The organism is Streptomyces sp. NBC_00691 (assembly GCF_036226665.1).
In the GTDB taxonomy this organism is placed as follows: domain Bacteria; phylum Actinomycetota; class Actinomycetes; order Streptomycetales; family Streptomycetaceae; genus Streptomyces.
In genome coordinates this window covers 2,194,227-2,208,984 of sequence record NZ_CP109007.1, presented here as the reverse complement: position 1 = coordinate 2,208,984, position 14,758 = coordinate 2,194,227, and the positions used below count along the sequence as shown (strand labels likewise).

13 protein-coding genes and 1 pseudogene are annotated in these 14,758 nt (G+C 74.5%); 6 read left to right on the top strand and 8 right to left on the bottom strand.

Annotated elements, in window-relative coordinates:
* Positions 1-104 precede the first annotated feature (104 nt).
* A complete protein-coding gene (locus OG392_RS09920; protein ID WP_329277695.1) occupies positions 105-1,838 on the top strand; it encodes a DEAD/DEAH box helicase in 1,734 nt (577 codons plus the stop codon).
* Here OG392_RS09920 and OG392_RS09915 read toward each other — a convergent pair.
* From OG392_RS09915 to OG392_RS09895, 5 genes are read right to left on the bottom strand one after another with little or no spacing between them, the layout of a single operon-like run.
* Positions 1,763-2,665 carry a tyrosine-protein phosphatase gene (locus OG392_RS09915; protein ID WP_329277692.1) on the bottom strand — a complete coding sequence of 301 codons (903 nt, stop codon included), beginning with the start codon at positions 2,663-2,665 and terminating at the stop codon, positions 1,763-1,765. The two genes, OG392_RS09920 and OG392_RS09915, sit on opposite strands and share 76 nt — an antisense overlap.
* Before the next feature lie 54 nt (positions 2,666-2,719).
* Complete coding sequence (locus tag OG392_RS09910; protein ID WP_329277690.1) at positions 2,720-3,772, bottom strand: NAD(P)H-dependent flavin oxidoreductase; 1,053 nt, start codon at positions 3,770-3,772, stop codon at positions 2,720-2,722.
* Positions 3,772-4,518, bottom strand: coding sequence for a CoA-transferase subunit beta (locus tag OG392_RS09905; protein ID WP_329277688.1), 747 nt, complete (start codon positions 4,516-4,518; stop codon positions 3,772-3,774). Before OG392_RS09905 ends, OG392_RS09910 begins: the two co-directional genes overlap by 1 nt.
* Positions 4,515-5,381 carry a CoA transferase subunit A gene (locus tag OG392_RS09900; RefSeq protein ID WP_329277686.1) on the bottom strand — a complete coding sequence of 289 codons (867 nt, stop codon included), beginning with the start codon at positions 5,379-5,381 and terminating at the stop codon, positions 4,515-4,517. The genes OG392_RS09905 and OG392_RS09900 overlap by 4 nt, the downstream gene beginning before the upstream one ends.
* Positions 5,378-6,127, bottom strand: coding sequence for an enoyl-CoA hydratase family protein (locus tag OG392_RS09895; RefSeq protein WP_329277684.1), 750 nt, complete (start codon positions 6,125-6,127; stop codon positions 5,378-5,380). The genes OG392_RS09900 and OG392_RS09895 overlap by 4 nt, the downstream gene beginning before the upstream one ends.
* Positions 6,128-6,193: 66 nt before the next feature.
* Here OG392_RS09895 and OG392_RS09890 point away from each other — a divergent pair.
* From OG392_RS09890 to OG392_RS09880, 3 genes and pseudogenes are all read left to right on the top strand, one after another.
* Positions 6,194-6,946 (top strand): annotated as a pseudogene (locus OG392_RS09890) (SDR family oxidoreductase); the annotation flags it as partial.
* Between the two features lie 202 nt (positions 6,947-7,148).
* A complete protein-coding gene (locus tag OG392_RS09885; protein WP_329277682.1) occupies positions 7,149-8,024 on the top strand; it encodes an SDR family oxidoreductase in 876 nt (291 codons plus the stop codon).
* 293 nt (positions 8,025-8,317) lie between these two features.
* The gene (locus OG392_RS09880; protein ID WP_329277680.1) at positions 8,318-8,737 is read left to right on the top strand and encodes a ribonuclease; all 420 of its coding nucleotides are present in this window, start codon (positions 8,318-8,320) and stop codon (positions 8,735-8,737) included.
* 15 nt (positions 8,738-8,752) lie between these two features.
* Here OG392_RS09880 and OG392_RS09875 read toward each other — a convergent pair whose 3' ends face one another.
* Positions 8,753-10,300 carry an ankyrin repeat domain-containing protein gene (locus OG392_RS09875; RefSeq protein ID WP_329277678.1) on the bottom strand — a complete coding sequence of 516 codons (1,548 nt, stop codon included), beginning with the start codon at positions 10,298-10,300 and terminating at the stop codon, positions 8,753-8,755.
* 160 nt (positions 10,301-10,460) lie between these two features.
* On the opposite strand from OG392_RS09875, the gene OG392_RS09870 reads away from it, so the two are divergent.
* Entirely contained in the window at positions 10,461-10,976 is a 516-nt protein-coding gene (locus tag OG392_RS09870; RefSeq protein ID WP_329277676.1) for a GNAT family N-acetyltransferase, read from the top strand.
* Positions 10,977-10,986: 10 nt separating this feature from the next.
* Here OG392_RS09870 and OG392_RS09865 read toward each other — a convergent pair whose 3' ends face one another.
* A complete protein-coding gene (locus tag OG392_RS09865; RefSeq protein WP_329277674.1) occupies positions 10,987-11,871 on the bottom strand; it encodes a hypothetical protein in 885 nt (294 codons plus the stop codon).
* Between the two features lie 170 nt (positions 11,872-12,041).
* Between OG392_RS09865 and OG392_RS09860 the strand changes: the two genes are divergently transcribed.
* Positions 12,042-12,809, top strand: a complete 768-nt coding sequence (locus OG392_RS09860) for a S1 family peptidase (protein WP_329287178.1) — start codon at positions 12,042-12,044, stop codon at positions 12,807-12,809.
* Positions 12,810-12,972: 163 nt separating this feature from the next.
* On the opposite strand, the gene OG392_RS09855 is transcribed toward OG392_RS09860, so the two are convergent.
* A complete protein-coding gene (locus tag OG392_RS09855) occupies positions 12,973-14,733 on the bottom strand; it encodes a glycoside hydrolase family 35 protein (RefSeq protein ID WP_329277672.1) in 1,761 nt (586 codons plus the stop codon).
* Between the last annotated feature and the right edge of the window lie 25 nt (positions 14,734-14,758).

Genomic DNA, 14,758 nt, shown 5'->3' with positions numbered 1-14,758 from the left:
AACAGCCGGGGCCCGTATCGCGTGTTCCGGGTAGAGCAGCCGGGGCCCGCACCGTGCAGGTGCGGGCCCTGGCTGTGCCGCGAGCACCGGCCAGAAAGGCACGCATGACCCGCTCCGAACGCCCTCACAAGCGCAGCCCCCGCACCGCCCAGGCGAAGTCCACGTCACAGCCGAAGGCCTCCCGCGGAGGGCGCCGTCCCTCCGCGCCCCCGCCGCCGAGCGAGTTCACGCCGCCGGAGACGGTGACGCCCGCCCTGCCCGCGGTGGCCGCCTTCGCCGACCTCGACATGCCCGAGGGCCTGCTGCGGACCCTGGGCGAGCAGGGCGTCACGGAGCCGTTCCCGATCCAGGCCGCGACCCTTCCGAACTCGCTGGCCGGCCGTGACGTGCTCGGCCGGGGGCGTACCGGCTCCGGCAAGACCCTCGCGTTCGGACTCGCGATCCTGGCCCGTTCGGCCGGCCGCCGCGCCGAGCCGGGCGCGCCGCTCGCGCTCGTCCTGGTGCCCACCCGCGAGCTCGCCCAGCAGGTGACCGACGCGCTCACCCCGTACGCCTCCGCGCTGCGGCTGCGCATCACCACGGTCGTCGGCGGCATGTCGATCAGCCGGCAGTCGTCCGCGCTGCGGCGCGGCGCCGAGATCCTCATCGCCACGCCCGGCCGGCTCCACGACCTCATCGACCGCGGCGACTGCCGCCTGGACCAGGTCTCCGTCACCGTCCTCGACGAGGCCGACCAGATGGCCGACATGGGCTTCCTGCCGCAGGTCACCAAGCTGCTGAAGCAGGTCGAGCCGGGCGGGCAGCGCCTGCTGTTCTCGGCCACCCTCGACCGGAACGTCGACCGGCTGGTCAAGATGTTCCTCGACGACCCGGTCGTCCACTCCGTCGACCCGTCGGCCGGCGCGGTCACGACGATGGAGCACCACGTCCTGTACGTGATGGACGAGACCGACAAGAAGGCCGTCACGCTGAAGATCGCGGCCCGCGACGGCCGCACGATCCTCTTCCTGGACACCAAGCGGTCCGTGGACCGGCTGGTCAAGCGGCTCCTCGCCAACGGTGTACGGGCCTCCGGCCTGCACGGCGGCCGCTCGCAGCCGCAGCGCAACCGGACCCTGGACCAGTTCAAGAGCGGCCAGGTCACCACGCTCGTCGCCACGAACGTGGCCGCCCGAGGCATCCACGTCGACGACCTCGACATGGTCGTCAACGTCGACCCGCCGATGGACCACAAGGACTACCTGCACCGCGGTGGCCGCACCGCCCGCGCCGGTGAGTCCGGCAGCGTCTTCACCCTGGTGCTGCCCGAGCAGAAGCGCGACATGGGCCGACTGATGTCGCACGCGGGCATCAGCCCCCGCACGGCGCAGATCAAGTCCAGCGACGAGCAGCTCGCCGAGCTGACCGGCGCGCGGGAGCCCTCGGGCGTCCCGGTCGTCGTCGAGATCCCGCAGCCGACCCAGCCGCGCAAGCCGGCCGGGTCCGGTGCCGCCGGTGGCCGTTCCTCCTCCGGTCGTCGTCGCCGTTCCGCCCCGGCCGGGGGCACGGCCGGTACGGGCACGGGCGCGGGCCGTTCCGGAGCCACGGGCACGGCCTCGGGCCGCGCCGCGGGCTCCTCGGGCCGTGCGTCGGGCTCCGCGGGCCGCACCGCCGGCTCCGCCGGTGGCTCGGGCCGCGCGTCCGGCGGCGGCCGGGGTGCCGGCTCCGGCACGGGCGGCGGACGTGCCGCCGCCGCGGGCGCCGGTGCGGGCCGCTCCGGGCGTCAGGCCGCGGGCACCAGCCGTTCGCGCAGCGCCAGCAGCGCGCGGAACTCCAGGCCGAGGCCGTCCGACACGTAGCGGAACACGCTCCCGTACGAGGAGCGCAGCTGCTCCAGGGCGGTGTCGAGGTACTCCGCCCGCACCTCCTGGAGCGGAATGATCAGGGCCGGGTTCTGCATGAGCCCGGCCTGTTTCAATCCCTCCCGCACCCGTGCGTCGGACGCGGCGCGGAAGGTGTTGGAGGCCAGGTAGTCCGCGCGGGCGAAGGCGTCGGGCACGCCGAGGAGCGTGAGCAGCAGCCAGCCGGTCCAGCCCGTGCGGTCCTTGCCCGAGGTGCAGTGCAGGAGCAGCGGCCCCCGCCGGGGATCGGCCAGGTCCCGCAGGGTCGCCGCGAAGGCGGCCCGGTTCGCCGGGTCGGTGACGAACGTCCGGTACACCTCGCGCATGAACGCGGCGGCCCGTCCGCCGCCCAGCATCTCCTCCTGCCGTACCGGGTCGCGCGAGCCGATCGCGGTGAGCAGCTGCCCGAACAGGCCGTTGTCGGTGACGGGCCGGGGGACCGGGACCGCACCGGCCGGCAGCCGGTCGGCGCCGTCGTAGCCGACCTCCAGGGGGATCCGCAGGTCGACCACGGTGCCGAGGCCGAGCCCGGCGAGCGTGGTCACGTCCGCGTCGGTCAGCTTGGCGAGGTGGTCGCCCCGGTAGGCGAGGCCGTACCGGACCCGGCTCCCGTCGTACGTGGGGTAGCCGCCGAGGTCGCGGACGTTGACGGCGCCCTGGAGCGGGATCCGCCGGATCGGGGGCGTCTGCGGGAACCGGGGGCGGGCGACCGCCTCCGTGGGCAGGGCGCCGAGCAGGGCGGTGGCGCCGGTGGCGGTGAGCAGCGCGCGTCGAGACAGGTGCACGGCCGGACTCCTTTGCGGCTCAGGGGGGTTGAGGGTTGCGGTGCGGCGTGTGGGTCACTTCTCGGGGTGCGGGAGCGTCCGCAGGACCTGCGCGGCCTCCGCCATGATCCGGGTGACCAGTTCCTCGCAGCTGGGCAGGTCGTCGATCACCCCCGCGACCTGGCCGGCGGCCATGATGCCGAGGTCGGTGCGGCCCTCGACCATGGACGCCCGCAGCAGCATCGGGGTGTTCGCGGCGAGCAGGACCTGGCTCCAGGACAGGTCCTTGCCGTGGCGCATGGCCAGGCCGTCACGGATCATCGCGGGCCAGGACAGTCCGGAGATCCTGCGGAAGCCGGCCGCCCGGCGCAGCGCCCGGGCCAGGGACCGTACCCGCCCGGCGTGCTCCAGGGAGGCGACGAGTTCGGTGCGGAGCATCCGGTGCGGCAGCCCGTCGACGGCCGTGGTCACGGTGACGTCCTTGACGGTGGCCGCCAGATACCGGGCCTTCACCGCCTCCGGCACGGTCGAGTCGGAGGTCAGCAGGAAGCGGGTGCCCATGGCGATGCCCGCCGCGCCGTGGGCGAGGGCGGCGACCAGTCCGCGTCCGTCGCGGAAGCCGCCCGCCGCGATCACCGGGATGTCGACGGCGTCCACCACCTGCGGCAGCAGGACGGTCGTCGCGACCTCGCCGGTGTGGCCGCCTCCCTCGCCGCCCTGGACGAGCACCGCGTCCGCGCCCCAGCCGGCCACCTTCTCGGCGTGCCGCCGGGCGCCGACCGAGGGGATCACGACGACCCCGGCGTCCTTGAGCTCGGCGATCAGGTCCCGGGACGGCGCGAGGGCGAAGGAGGCGACCCGTACGCCCTCGTCGACGATGATCCGGACCCGTTCGCGGGCGTCCCCGGCGTCGGCACGCAGATTCACGCCGAAGGGCCGGTCGGTGCGGGACCGCACCTCGCGGACGGCGGCGCGCAGCTCCTCCACGGTCATCGTGGCGGAGGCGAGGACGCCGAGCGCGCCCGCGTTCGCGGTGGCGGAGACGAGCCGGGGTCCGGCGACCCAGCCCATACCGGTCTGCACGAGCGGGTGGCGGACCCCGACCAGCGTGGTCAGAGCGGTCTCCATCAGGACCTGACCTCGCGGTCGCGCAGCCCGCCCGGGTCGATGACCTCCCGGATCAGCCGGAGTTCCTCGGCGGTGGGCTCGCGGGTGCAGGGCACGTCCTCGCCGATCACCAGCTCGAAGCCGGTGGCCGCACGGACCTCGTCGACGGTGACGCCCGGATGCACGGACGCGAGCCGCATCGCGTGCCCGGGCGTCTCGAAGTCCAGGACGGCGAGGTCCGTCACCACCCGGGGGAGGCGGTGGTACGGCCCGACGGCGTGGTCGTAACCCACACCGCAGATCACGTCGACCCGCTCGACGAAGACCCGGGTCGAATGCCTGGGGATCCAGTAACTCACCGGATTGTTCAGGGTGTTGGCGGGCGCGCCGCGCACGCCGAGGAGCTGCCGGGTCGGCCGCTCCCAGTCCCCGACGCAGGAGATGTTCTGGTTGCCGTACCGGTCGATCTGGCTGGCGCCCATCATCACGTGCCGCTTGCCGCCGGTGACCATGGTGAGGTGCCTGCGGTACGGCAGCCAGCCCTCGGGCCGCCCGTCGAGGCCGACGAGCAGCGCCTCGCCGTCGGTGAGGAGGAGGTCGGGGGAGAAGGTGCGCCGGGCGAGGCGGGCGCCGAAGGAGGGGATCAGGCCCATGGGGCTGGCGAGCACCTCGCCGTTGTCGCGCCAGGCCTCGGCGCAGGCGATCACGCAGTACTCGGCCCGGCTGGTCGCCGTCGCCGTCGCCGTCGTCGTCGCGTCGGTCGTCACTTCCGCTGCTCCTTGTGCCAGGCCTGGACGGCCGCCTGGTAGTCGTCCTCGTTCTTGCCCGAGAGGAAGCGTTCGGCGAACTCGGGCCAGGGGGTGGTCGCGTAGAGCCTCTGGAACGGCTCGTCGCGGTCGTGGTCGGGGACGCAGGAGGTGAAGTGGGCCCCGTTCGGGGTCTCGACGACGCCGGTGACGCTGTGGCGGCTGACGAGGAGGGTCTGGGGGACGGTGTCGGCCCCGAAAGAGTCCACCAGCCGCTCGCAGGAGACGTACGCCGTGTCGGCCGCCTCGCAGAACAGGTCGTCGAAGTACGGGTCGGGGCCGAGGTACTGGCCGTTCCCGAGCCGGTCGGCGCGGTTGAGGTGGACCAGGGCGGCGTCCATCCGCAGTGCGGGCGCGGCGACGAACTCCTCGCCGTCCTCGTAGGGGGAGGTGACGGTCCGCAGGCCGGGGTTGACCCGCATCACGTCGGAGCCGAGGCCGGCCCGTACCGGCAGGAAGGGCAGCCGGTTGGCGGCGGCGTGCAGCCCCCACATGAACATCGCCTCGTCGAGCTCGGTGAGTTCGAAGGCACCGCGCTCGCGCGCGGCCCGGTAGTGGGGTTCGAGGGGGATGGAGTCCAGGGTCACGAAGGGCGTGACGAGCCGCCGGATCCGGCCGGCGGCCGCGAGCAGTCCGACGTCCGGGCCGCCGTACGAGATCACTGTGAGATCGCCGATCCCGGACCGGAGCACCGCTCTGACCAGGGCCATCGGCTTGCGCCGCGAGCCCCAGCCGCCGATCCCGATCGTCATGCCGGAGCGGAGCCCGGCCACCACGTCCTCGGGGGTCAGTACCTTGTCCGTCCTCGCTGTCCGCCGGTTCACGGGGAGCTCTCCTTCCCGAAGGTGTCGCGGACCCGGTCGGCGACACCGCTGAGATTGGCCTCGAAGGTGAAGCCCTGTTCGAAGCGGTAGCTGCGCCGGACGTCCACGGGGTCGATGCCGTTGAGCGCGGCCTTGGCGAGCCGCAGGAGACTGCCGTCCTTGGCGGCGATCTCGCCCGCCAGCCCGAGGGCCGCGTCGAGCAGTCCGGCGCGCGGCACCACCTGCCAGACCGAGCCGTGGGCCTGCAGTTCGGCGGCGGTCGCGGTCCGCGAGGTGTAGTAGAGCGTCCGCATCAGGTGCTGGGGCACGAGCCGCGCCAGATGGGTGGCGGCGCCGAGCGCGCCCCGGTCCAGCTCGGGCAGTCCGAAGACGGCGTCCTCGGCGGCGACGATCGCGTCGGCGTTGCCGACGAGCCCGATGCCGCCCCCCAGGCAGTGTCCGGCGACCGCGGCGACGACCGGCACCTCGCACTCGTAGACGGCGGCGAAGGCCTCGGCGCAGCCGCTGTTGGCGCCGATCAGGGAGGTGTGTCCCTGGTCGCGCTGCAACTCCTTGATGTCGACGCCCGCGTTGAAGCCGCGGCCCTCGGCGGTGAGCACGACGCAGCGGACCTCGGGGTCGCGGCCCGCGGTGCGGACGGCGTCGGCGAGCGCGTACCAGCCCTTCACGGGCAGGGCGTTGACGGGCGGGAAGTCGACGGTGACCAGGGCCACGCCCGGAGTGGGGCGCGAGGTGCAGACACCCATGAGTGGATCAGCTACCTTTCCACCAAACGTTTGTTAGGTACCCTCTGGGGAGGAAGGTAGCAGCCGATGGAGCTGGACGGGAGGGTCGTGCTCGTCACCGGCGGAACCCGCGGCGTCGGCGCGGGCATCGCCCGCGCCTTCCTGCGGGCCGGCGCCCGGGTCGCCGTCTGCGCCCGCAGACACCCGGACGCACCGGTCGAAGCGGCCGGCCGCACCGCCGCGTTCCACCCCGTCGACCTGCGGGAACCCGCCGCCGTACGGGAGTTCCTCACCGGCTTCGCCAGGGAGTACGGACGGCTCGACGCCCTCGTCAACAACGCGGGCGGCACCCCGTACCGCCTCCTGGGAGAGGACGGCGCCGAACGCCACGCGCGCGTGGTCGAGCTGAACCTCACCGCCCCGCTCACCGTCAGCCTCGCCGCCCACCCGCTCCTCCGGGCCTCACGCGGCGCCGTCGTCATGATCGGCAGCGTCAGCGGCACCCGGCCCTCCCCGGGCACGGCCGCCTACGGCGCGGCCAAGGCGGGCCTGGAGAACCTCGCCCGCTCGATGGCCGTCGAATGGGCCCCCGAGGTACGGGTCAACACCCTGGTCCTCGGCATGGTGGAGACCGAACTGTCCCACCTCCACTACGGCGACGAGGCCGGGATCGCCGCCGTCGGCCGGACGGTACCCCTGGGCCGGCTCGCCGCGCCGGACGAGATCGGGGAGGCCGCCGTCTTCCTCGCCTCCGACCGGGCGGCCTACGTCACGGGCGCCTCGCTGCTCGTGCACGGCGGCGGGGAGCGCCCCGCCTTCCTGGACGCGGCGACCGTGAATTCCGCGACGGTCAGGGCCGCGACCGCCACCGCGACCGCCGTCACCGCGACCGTCACCGCGACCGCCGACGCCGCGCCTGGCCACGCCGCGCCTGGCCACGCCGCGCCTGGCCACGCCGCGACCGTTTCTTCCGCGACCGCTGATGTCGCGCCCGCTGATGTCGCGACCGCCGATGTCGAGACCGCCGACAAGGAGAGCCGAGATGGGTCTGTGTGACGAACGAGTGGTGATCGTGACCGGAGCGGGCCGGGGACTCGGCCGGGCGCACGCGCTCGCCTTCGCCGCCGAGGGCGCCCGGGTCGTCGTCAACGACCTCGGGGTCGGCCTGGACGGCCGCCCCGGGCCGGACAGCCCGGCGGCCGCGGTCGTCGAGGAGATCCGGGCGGCCGGCGGCGAGGCCGTCGCCCACGGCGGCGACATCGCGACGACCGAGGGCGCCGCCTCACTGGTCGCGACCGCCCTCGGCACGTTCGGCCGACTCGACACCCTCGTCAGCAACGCCGGCTTCCTGCGCGACCGGATGCTCGTGAACCTCGACGAGGACGACTGGGACGCCGTCATGCGGGTCCACGGCAAGGGCCACTTTCTGCCGCTGCGGCACGCGGGCGCGTACTGGCGGGCCGAGGCGAAGGCCGGGCGCACACCGGTCGCGCGGGTCGTCCACACCACCTCGGGCGCCGGACTCCTCGGCAGCGTCGGTCAGGGCAACTACGCGGCGGCCAAGGCCGCGATCGTCGGCCTCACCCTCGTCGCGGCGGCGGAACTCGCCCGGTACGGAGTCCAGGTCAACGCGATCGCCCCGGCGGCCCGGACCCGGATGACCGAGCAGGTCTTCGACGGTCTCGACGCCCTGCCCGAGGACGTGTCGCCGCTCGTGGTGTGGCTGGGATCGGCCGCCTCGGACGGCGTGACCGGCAGGGTCTTCGAGGCCGAGGGCGGCCGCCTCACCGTCATGGAGGGCTGGCGGCCGGGCCCGACCGCGGACAAGGGTGCGCGGCGGACCCCGGCGGAGGCGGGGGAGACCGCCCGGCGCCTCCTGTCGGAGGCTGAGCCGCCGCACCCGGTGTACGGAGCCTGAGCGGCGGTGCCGTACGGCACCCCCGGCCGTACGGCACCCCCGGCCGTACGGCACCCCCGGCCGTACGGCACCCCCGGCCGTACGCAGCCCCCGGCCGTACGGCGCCGCCGCCCCGATCCCTTCGTGAGGGCCGTCGGCCGTGAACTCCGCGGCGGGCGGACCCCGTTCCCCGAAGAACCGCGGGCACTCCCACGTACACGGGATCCGCACGTTCGCGGGCAAGGAGTTAACGTCCGGCGAATTGAAGGGAGTTGGCCTTCCCGGCCGGATCTACGCGCGTCAAAATCGCAGCCATGCGAATCCCCCCTCGATTCACCCTCGCCGGCGGTGTTGCCGCCGCCCTCGTCTCTTCCCTCCTCCTCGGCGCTCCGGCCACCGCCGCCGCCCCGGCCGCCACCGTCGTGACCTCGGTCGCGGCCACCGCGGCCGTCGGGGACATCTGCTACTCCGACCTCCCCAGCCAGGCGTACACGACCCTGCGCCTGATCGACGCGGGCGGCCCCTTCCCGTACAGCCAGGACGGCTCCGTCTTCCAGAACCGCGAGCAGGTCCTGCCCGCCCACTCGCTCGGCTACTACCACGAGTACACGGTCGAGACCCCCGGCTCCTCCACCCGCGGCGCCCGCCGGATCGTCACCGGCGACTCGGCGCAGGAGGACTACTACACGGCCGACCACTACGCGTCCTTCGACCTGGTCGACTACGGCTGCTGAGCCCGTCCGAAAAGGTCAGGCACGGCGCGGGGACGTCCACTCCAGACGGGTCCTGACCCGGGGATCGTGGACGTACTCCAGGGCGGCGAGCGCCGTCTCCCGCGCCGCGCCCTCCGGGTCGCCGTCCGCAAGGGCGGAGGCCAGCGCGTCCACGGCGCGCGGATCCTGACGGATCGCCAGTCCCCGCGCCGCCTCCGCCGCCGTCTCCGGATCGGTGTCGCCGAGCCGCTCGGCGAGCCCCTCCCGCACCAGAGGGGTGTCGTCGGGCAGCTCGGCGAGCGCGAGCGTCGCCCAGTCCCGCACCCGCGCGTCCCCGTCCCGGCTGAGCGCGAGCAGCACCCCGAGCGCCTCCCGGTGCCCGGCCGGGACGATCCCGGCGAGGGCACCCGCCACCGCCCGCCGCACGGCCGCGTCGGGATGCCCGGCCGCGGCGAGGAGTTCGGGCACGGCGGCCGGTGACCCGCACTCCCCGAGCGCCGACACCACCGACAGGACCGGCTCCCGCGCCGGCACCGGTCCGGGACCCGGCTCCCGGGCGGCCGGGACCAGGCGGCGCCCCGCGGCTCCGGGCCCCCGTGGCGGCTCCGGCGCCGTCACCTCCGCCGCGAGCCGGCGCAGCACCGGGACCGCGCTCGGCGCGAAGCCCGGCAGGGCGCCGAGCACCCGCGCACCCAGCGCCCGGCGCAGCGGATCGCGGTACGCGCACCACGCGGCCGCCGCCACGAAGGTCTCCTCGTCCGCCCGGCCGGCGAGTTCGGTCACCGCCGTCGTCCAGTCGTCGAGCTCCGGATCGCCGCAGCGCAGCGCCCGCGCCGCCAGCTCCTCGTGCGGGGTGTGCAGGCCGAGCGCCGCCTCGACGAGCGTGGCGATCGCCGCGTGCCCGGTCTGCCGGTCGTCGCCGCGGCCGGGCGCGCCGTCCTCCCGCAGCAGCTCGACGACCACCGTCACCCCGCCGTCCTCGCGGACCCGGCGGACCACCGCCTCGTACGTCTGGCCGCCCTCGTTCCCCGCGACGAGCCCGCGCCGCAGCTCGGCCGCCATGTCGACGCCGATCCAGCGCCGGGCCTCCCGCAGCGCGGCCTCCCGGGAGTCCGCCCCGTGGTCGAGCAGCGCCCGTACGCAGCCGGTGGACCCGCGCCGGGCGGCGGCCACCAGCGGCAGGATCCCGTCGGGTCCGCGCCGGTCGGGATCGGCGCCGTGTTCGAGCAGCAGCCGCGCCGTGGCGGTGTGGCCCAGCCGCAGGGCCCAGGCGAGGGCCGTGAAGCCGTACGCCTCCTCCTGGTCGGGCGCGGCGCCCGCCGCGAGCAGGGCCCGCACCACCTCGGCGTGCCCGCCGACGGCCGCCCCGCACAGGGGCAGATCGTCGCCCCCCTCGCCGCTGCCCCGGCCGGGATCCGCCCCGGCGGCCAGCAACACCCGTACGATTCCGGCCGCGTTGCCGACCGCCGCCCGGTACAGCGGAGTCTCCCCGTCCTCCCGGCCCTCGGGGTCGGCCCCGTCCCGCAGGGCCTGTACGGCCCTGTCCTCGTCCCCGTCACGGATGGCGTCGAACAGCGTGCTCATGCGCCGACCCTGACCCGCCGTCCGGTCCTGGCGCAAATCGATTCCCACCCCCGCGCGCCGCCCCGGTCCTCGCCCCCCTTCCCGGGCCATGCCCGGCCCTGCTCCCCACCCGTTCCCGGTGCCGTGACCCGCTCGTACGCCTGTGCCAGAATCGGACCGCATGACGCGCCATCAGGATCACCCTCAGAACGGCCCGACGCTCAGCGTCGGCCACGGGGACACCGCCCTCGCCGAGGCCCTGGAGCAGGGGCTCGAGGCCTTCAACTCCGCGGCGACGAACACCACCCCCGAGGACCGGGGCGAGCTGTCCGTGAAGGCGGTCGACGAGGACGGCGAGCTGATCGGCGGACTCACCGGCTCGACCTGGAGCGGCCTCTTCGCCATCGACCTGCTGTGGGTCCGTGAGGACAGCCGGCAGGACGGCTGGGGGAGCCGGCTCCTGCGCGCCGCCGAGGACGAGGCGCGGCGGCGTGGCTGCGACCGCGCCAACGTCTCGTCGTTCACCTTCCAGGCCCCGGACTTCTACCGGCGCCACGGCTACGTCGAGACCGGCCGGGCGCTCGGCATCCCCGGCGGCGCCGAGGACGTCCACCTCCACAAGAGCCTGGCCCAGGCCCCTTCGGAACCCCAGGCCCCTTCGGACCCCAGGCCCCTTCGGACCCCAGGCCCCGTCTGACGGGCCCTAGCTAACCCGCGCACTCCAGCACCGTCCGGCATACCCCGCACCGGGCCTTCAGCGCCCGGCCCGCCGGGATCCTCAGGCGCTGCCGGCAGACCGGGCAGAGGAACGCGACCCCGGTCGCCGGCGCCCCGCCCTGGAAGGCGTACGGGGCGCCCTCGCCGGCCCGGCCCCGGCGCCGCTCCCAGCCGTACCGCCGGCGCTCGGCCCAGCCCGCCCCGGCGAGCGGCGGCGCCGCCCGCTCCCGGTCGGCCTCGGCCCGGCCGCGCACCCAGGCCTCGTACGCCACCGCGCTGGTGAACCACGGTGACGGGTCCTCGCCGAACACCTCGGCCCGCTTGGCGAGGACGTAGCCGAACTCCTCCGGTGTCAGATAGCCGAGCTTCTGGCTCTCCACGCCGTCCCGGCGGTAGGCGTCGAGCAGCAGCCACCCCGCGCCCAGGTACGTGGTGACCACGTCGGTGAGGATCTCGTTCTCCGCGGTCCCGGGGAACCCGAGGCCGAGGCGGTGCAGCAGGACGTGGGTGATCTCGTGGGCGAGGGCCGCGCCGATGTCCCGGCGGCGGGTCCGGAAGCGTTCGTTGAGCTCCACGAAGTACTCGGGGCCCGCGGCGAGTTCCACGGCCGCCGCGTGCTCCATCCGGCGGAAACTCACCACCAGGCGCGCCTCGGGCAGCCGCAGGTGCCGGACCAGGGCGCCGGCCACCCGCTGGGTGCCGAGGTGCAGGTCCTCGTCGTCCCCGAGGGCGACGTCGGCGGGCGCGACGCTCGTCGGGTAGCGGTGGACGCCGTCGGGGGAGAGGCGCTGGTAGAGCGCCGTGAGCGAGGCCCCGACGGCGGTGCGGTGCGGAAAGCCGTGGGCGACGCGGTCGCCCTCCTGACGGTTCGGCATACAGGACCCCCTCCGGCGTATTTTACGGTCCGGTGCGGCGTGGCCGAAAAGGCTTCCTTGTGGCGGCAGTTGAGAGTTGTCCATAATCCGGACATGACTTGACGGGCGCATGTCATCACTCGTCGAGGCAACCCCCCATGAGAGAAGGCAGACACGTGAATCAGAACCGTATGGTCCGTGCGCTCCAGAAGCTGGCCGCGGCCGGCGCCGTCGTCCTGGCGGCCGTCAGCCTCCAGCCCACCACCGCCTCCGCCGCCCCCGCCCCCGTCGTCGGAGGCACCCGTGCCGCCCAGGGCGAGTTCCCCTGGATGGTCCGGCTCTCCATGGGGTGTGGCGGTTCGCTGATCACCCCGCAGGTCGTCCTCACCGCCGCCCACTGTGTGAACGGCTCCGGCAACAACACCAGCATCACCGCCACCACCGGAGTCGTGGACCTGCAGAGCAGCAGCGCGATCAAGGTCAAGTCCACCAAGGTCCTCCAGGCCCCCGGATACAACGGCAAGGGCAAGGACTGGGCGCTGATCAAGCTCGCCAGCCCGATCACCTCGCTGCCCAACCTGAAGATCGCCGAGACCACGGCGTACAACAGCGGCACCTTCACGGTGGCCGGCTGGGGCGCCGCCCGTGAGGGCGGCGGGCAGCAGCGCTACCTGCTCAAGGCGAACGTGCCCTTCGTCTCGGACGCCTCCTGCCAGAACTCGTACGGCAGCGACCTCGTCCCCGCCGAGGAGATCTGCGCCGGTTACAGCCAGGGCGGCGTCGACACCTGCCAGGGTGACTCCGGTGGCCCCATGTTCCGCAAGGACAACGCCGGAGCGTGGGTCCAGGTCGGCATCGTGAGCTGGGGCGAGGGCTGCGCCCGCGCCGGCTACCCGGGCGTCTACACGGAGGTCTCGACCTTCGCCGCCGCGATCAAGTCGGCCGCGGCCACGCTGTAGCGGACCGTACGACCAGGTGCCCCGGAGCGGCCTCGGCTCCGGGGCACCGTCGTGTGCCCGCTCTCTCCGCGGGGTTCAAGGGCCGCCGCATTCTCTCCGCGGGACCCGGCGGGTGCCGCGTTCTCCGGGGGACCCAGCGGCCGCCGACTCCTCTCCGCGGGACTCAGAGGACGCCGAGCTCGACGCCCGGCACCCCGGCCCCCTCCAGCTCCAGCACCCACACCTCGTTCGCGCCCTCCCGCAGCACCGGGCCCGGCACGAACAGCGACTCCTGCGGACCGGCCGACCAGTACCGGCCCAGGCAGAAACCGTTCACCCACACGTAGCCCCGGGTCCCGCCCGGCAGCCGCAGCCACGCGTCCCCCGCCCCGGTCACCTCCAGCGTCCCCCGGTGGAGCCCCGGCCCTCCCCGGTCCGCCGCCGGCGCGAAGCGCACCTTGTCCACGGCCGCCGCCTCGAAGGCGTCGAGGCGCAGCGCCCGGGACCGGAAGCCGTGCAGATACTGACGCTCGTGCCGTACGCCCCCGCTGATCCCCTTCGGCTCCGCGAGCCGCGGCCCGTAGTTGACCCGGCCCAGCGACTCCACCCACAGGTCGACGACCGCCGGACCCGCCACCGGCCCGGGCAGGGTCACGTTCTCGCCGTCCGCGGTGTCGAGCACCCCCGCCGGAACCCCGTCGACGTACACCACCGCCCGGTCCCGCAGCCCCGTCACCCCCAGCGGGTACGGCTGCCGCGGACCCGGCACCGCCACCCGGTGGCGCACCAGGCCCCGGTCCACACCGAGCTGTTCGAAGGTCGGCGGCACCGGCGTCACCGCCTCCTCGTCGCCGAGCACCTCCAGGACCGTCTCCAGCGGAGCCCACCCGTCGAGGATGCCGGACACCGGGCCCGCGAGCCGGGCCGGGGGATCCGGAACCTCAGGCAGCGGCCCGTCCGCGTACGCCGCGAGCACCTCGCGGAAACGCCAGAACTTCTCCGTCGGCCGCCCCGCCTCGTCCACCGGCGCGTCGTAGTCGTACGAGGTCACCGTCGACCGCAGCGGCCCGTCGTGCAGGTCACCGGACCGGTTCGCACCGGCCCAGCCGCCGAAGTTCGAGCCCCCGTGCGCCATGTAGACGTTGACCGAGGCCCCGCACTCCAGGATCTCCCGCAGCGCCTCCGCCGCGTCCCCCGCGTCCCGCACCGCGTGCTCCGTGCCCCAGTGGTCGAACCAGCCGCACCAGAACTCCATGCACATCAACGGCCCCGACGGCTGGTGGCGCCGCAGCGTCGCGAAACCCTCCCGCGCCCCCGAGCCGAAGTTCGCCGTCGCGAGCACTCCCGGCACCGAGCCGCCCGTCAGCATGTGGTCCTCGGGACCGTCCGAGGTGAACAGCGGGACACTCACCCCGCAGCCGCGCAACAGCTCCGCCACCCATTCCAGATAGCCCCGGTCACTGCCGTAGCTGCCGTACTCGTTCTCCACCTGCACCAGGACCACCGGCCCGCCCCGGTCGATCTGCCGCTCCACCACCTGCGGAAGCAGCCGCCGGAACCAGTCCTCCACCGGGACCAGGAACCCCGGGTCCAGCGTGCGCACCCGCCGCCCCAGCGGGCCCGTCAGCCAGTGCGGCAGACCGCCGTTCTCCCACTCGGCGCAGATGTACGGCCCCGGGCGCACGATCGCCCGCATCCCGGCCCGCGCCACCGCGTCCAGGAACCGGCCGAGGGCGTCCGGGTCGGCGTACCGCCCCGGCTCCGGCTCGTGCAGGTTCCAGGGGACGTACGTCTCGACGCAGTCGAGGCCCATCGCACGCAGCATCCCGAGCCGGTGCTCCCACTGCTCCTCGTGCACCCGGAAGTAGTGCAGCGCCCCCGACAGGAGGCGTACCGGCCGACCGTCGAGGAGAAAGTCCTCGTCACCCACAGCGAACGTGCTCATGGCCTCACCCTCGCCCTCTGGCGGC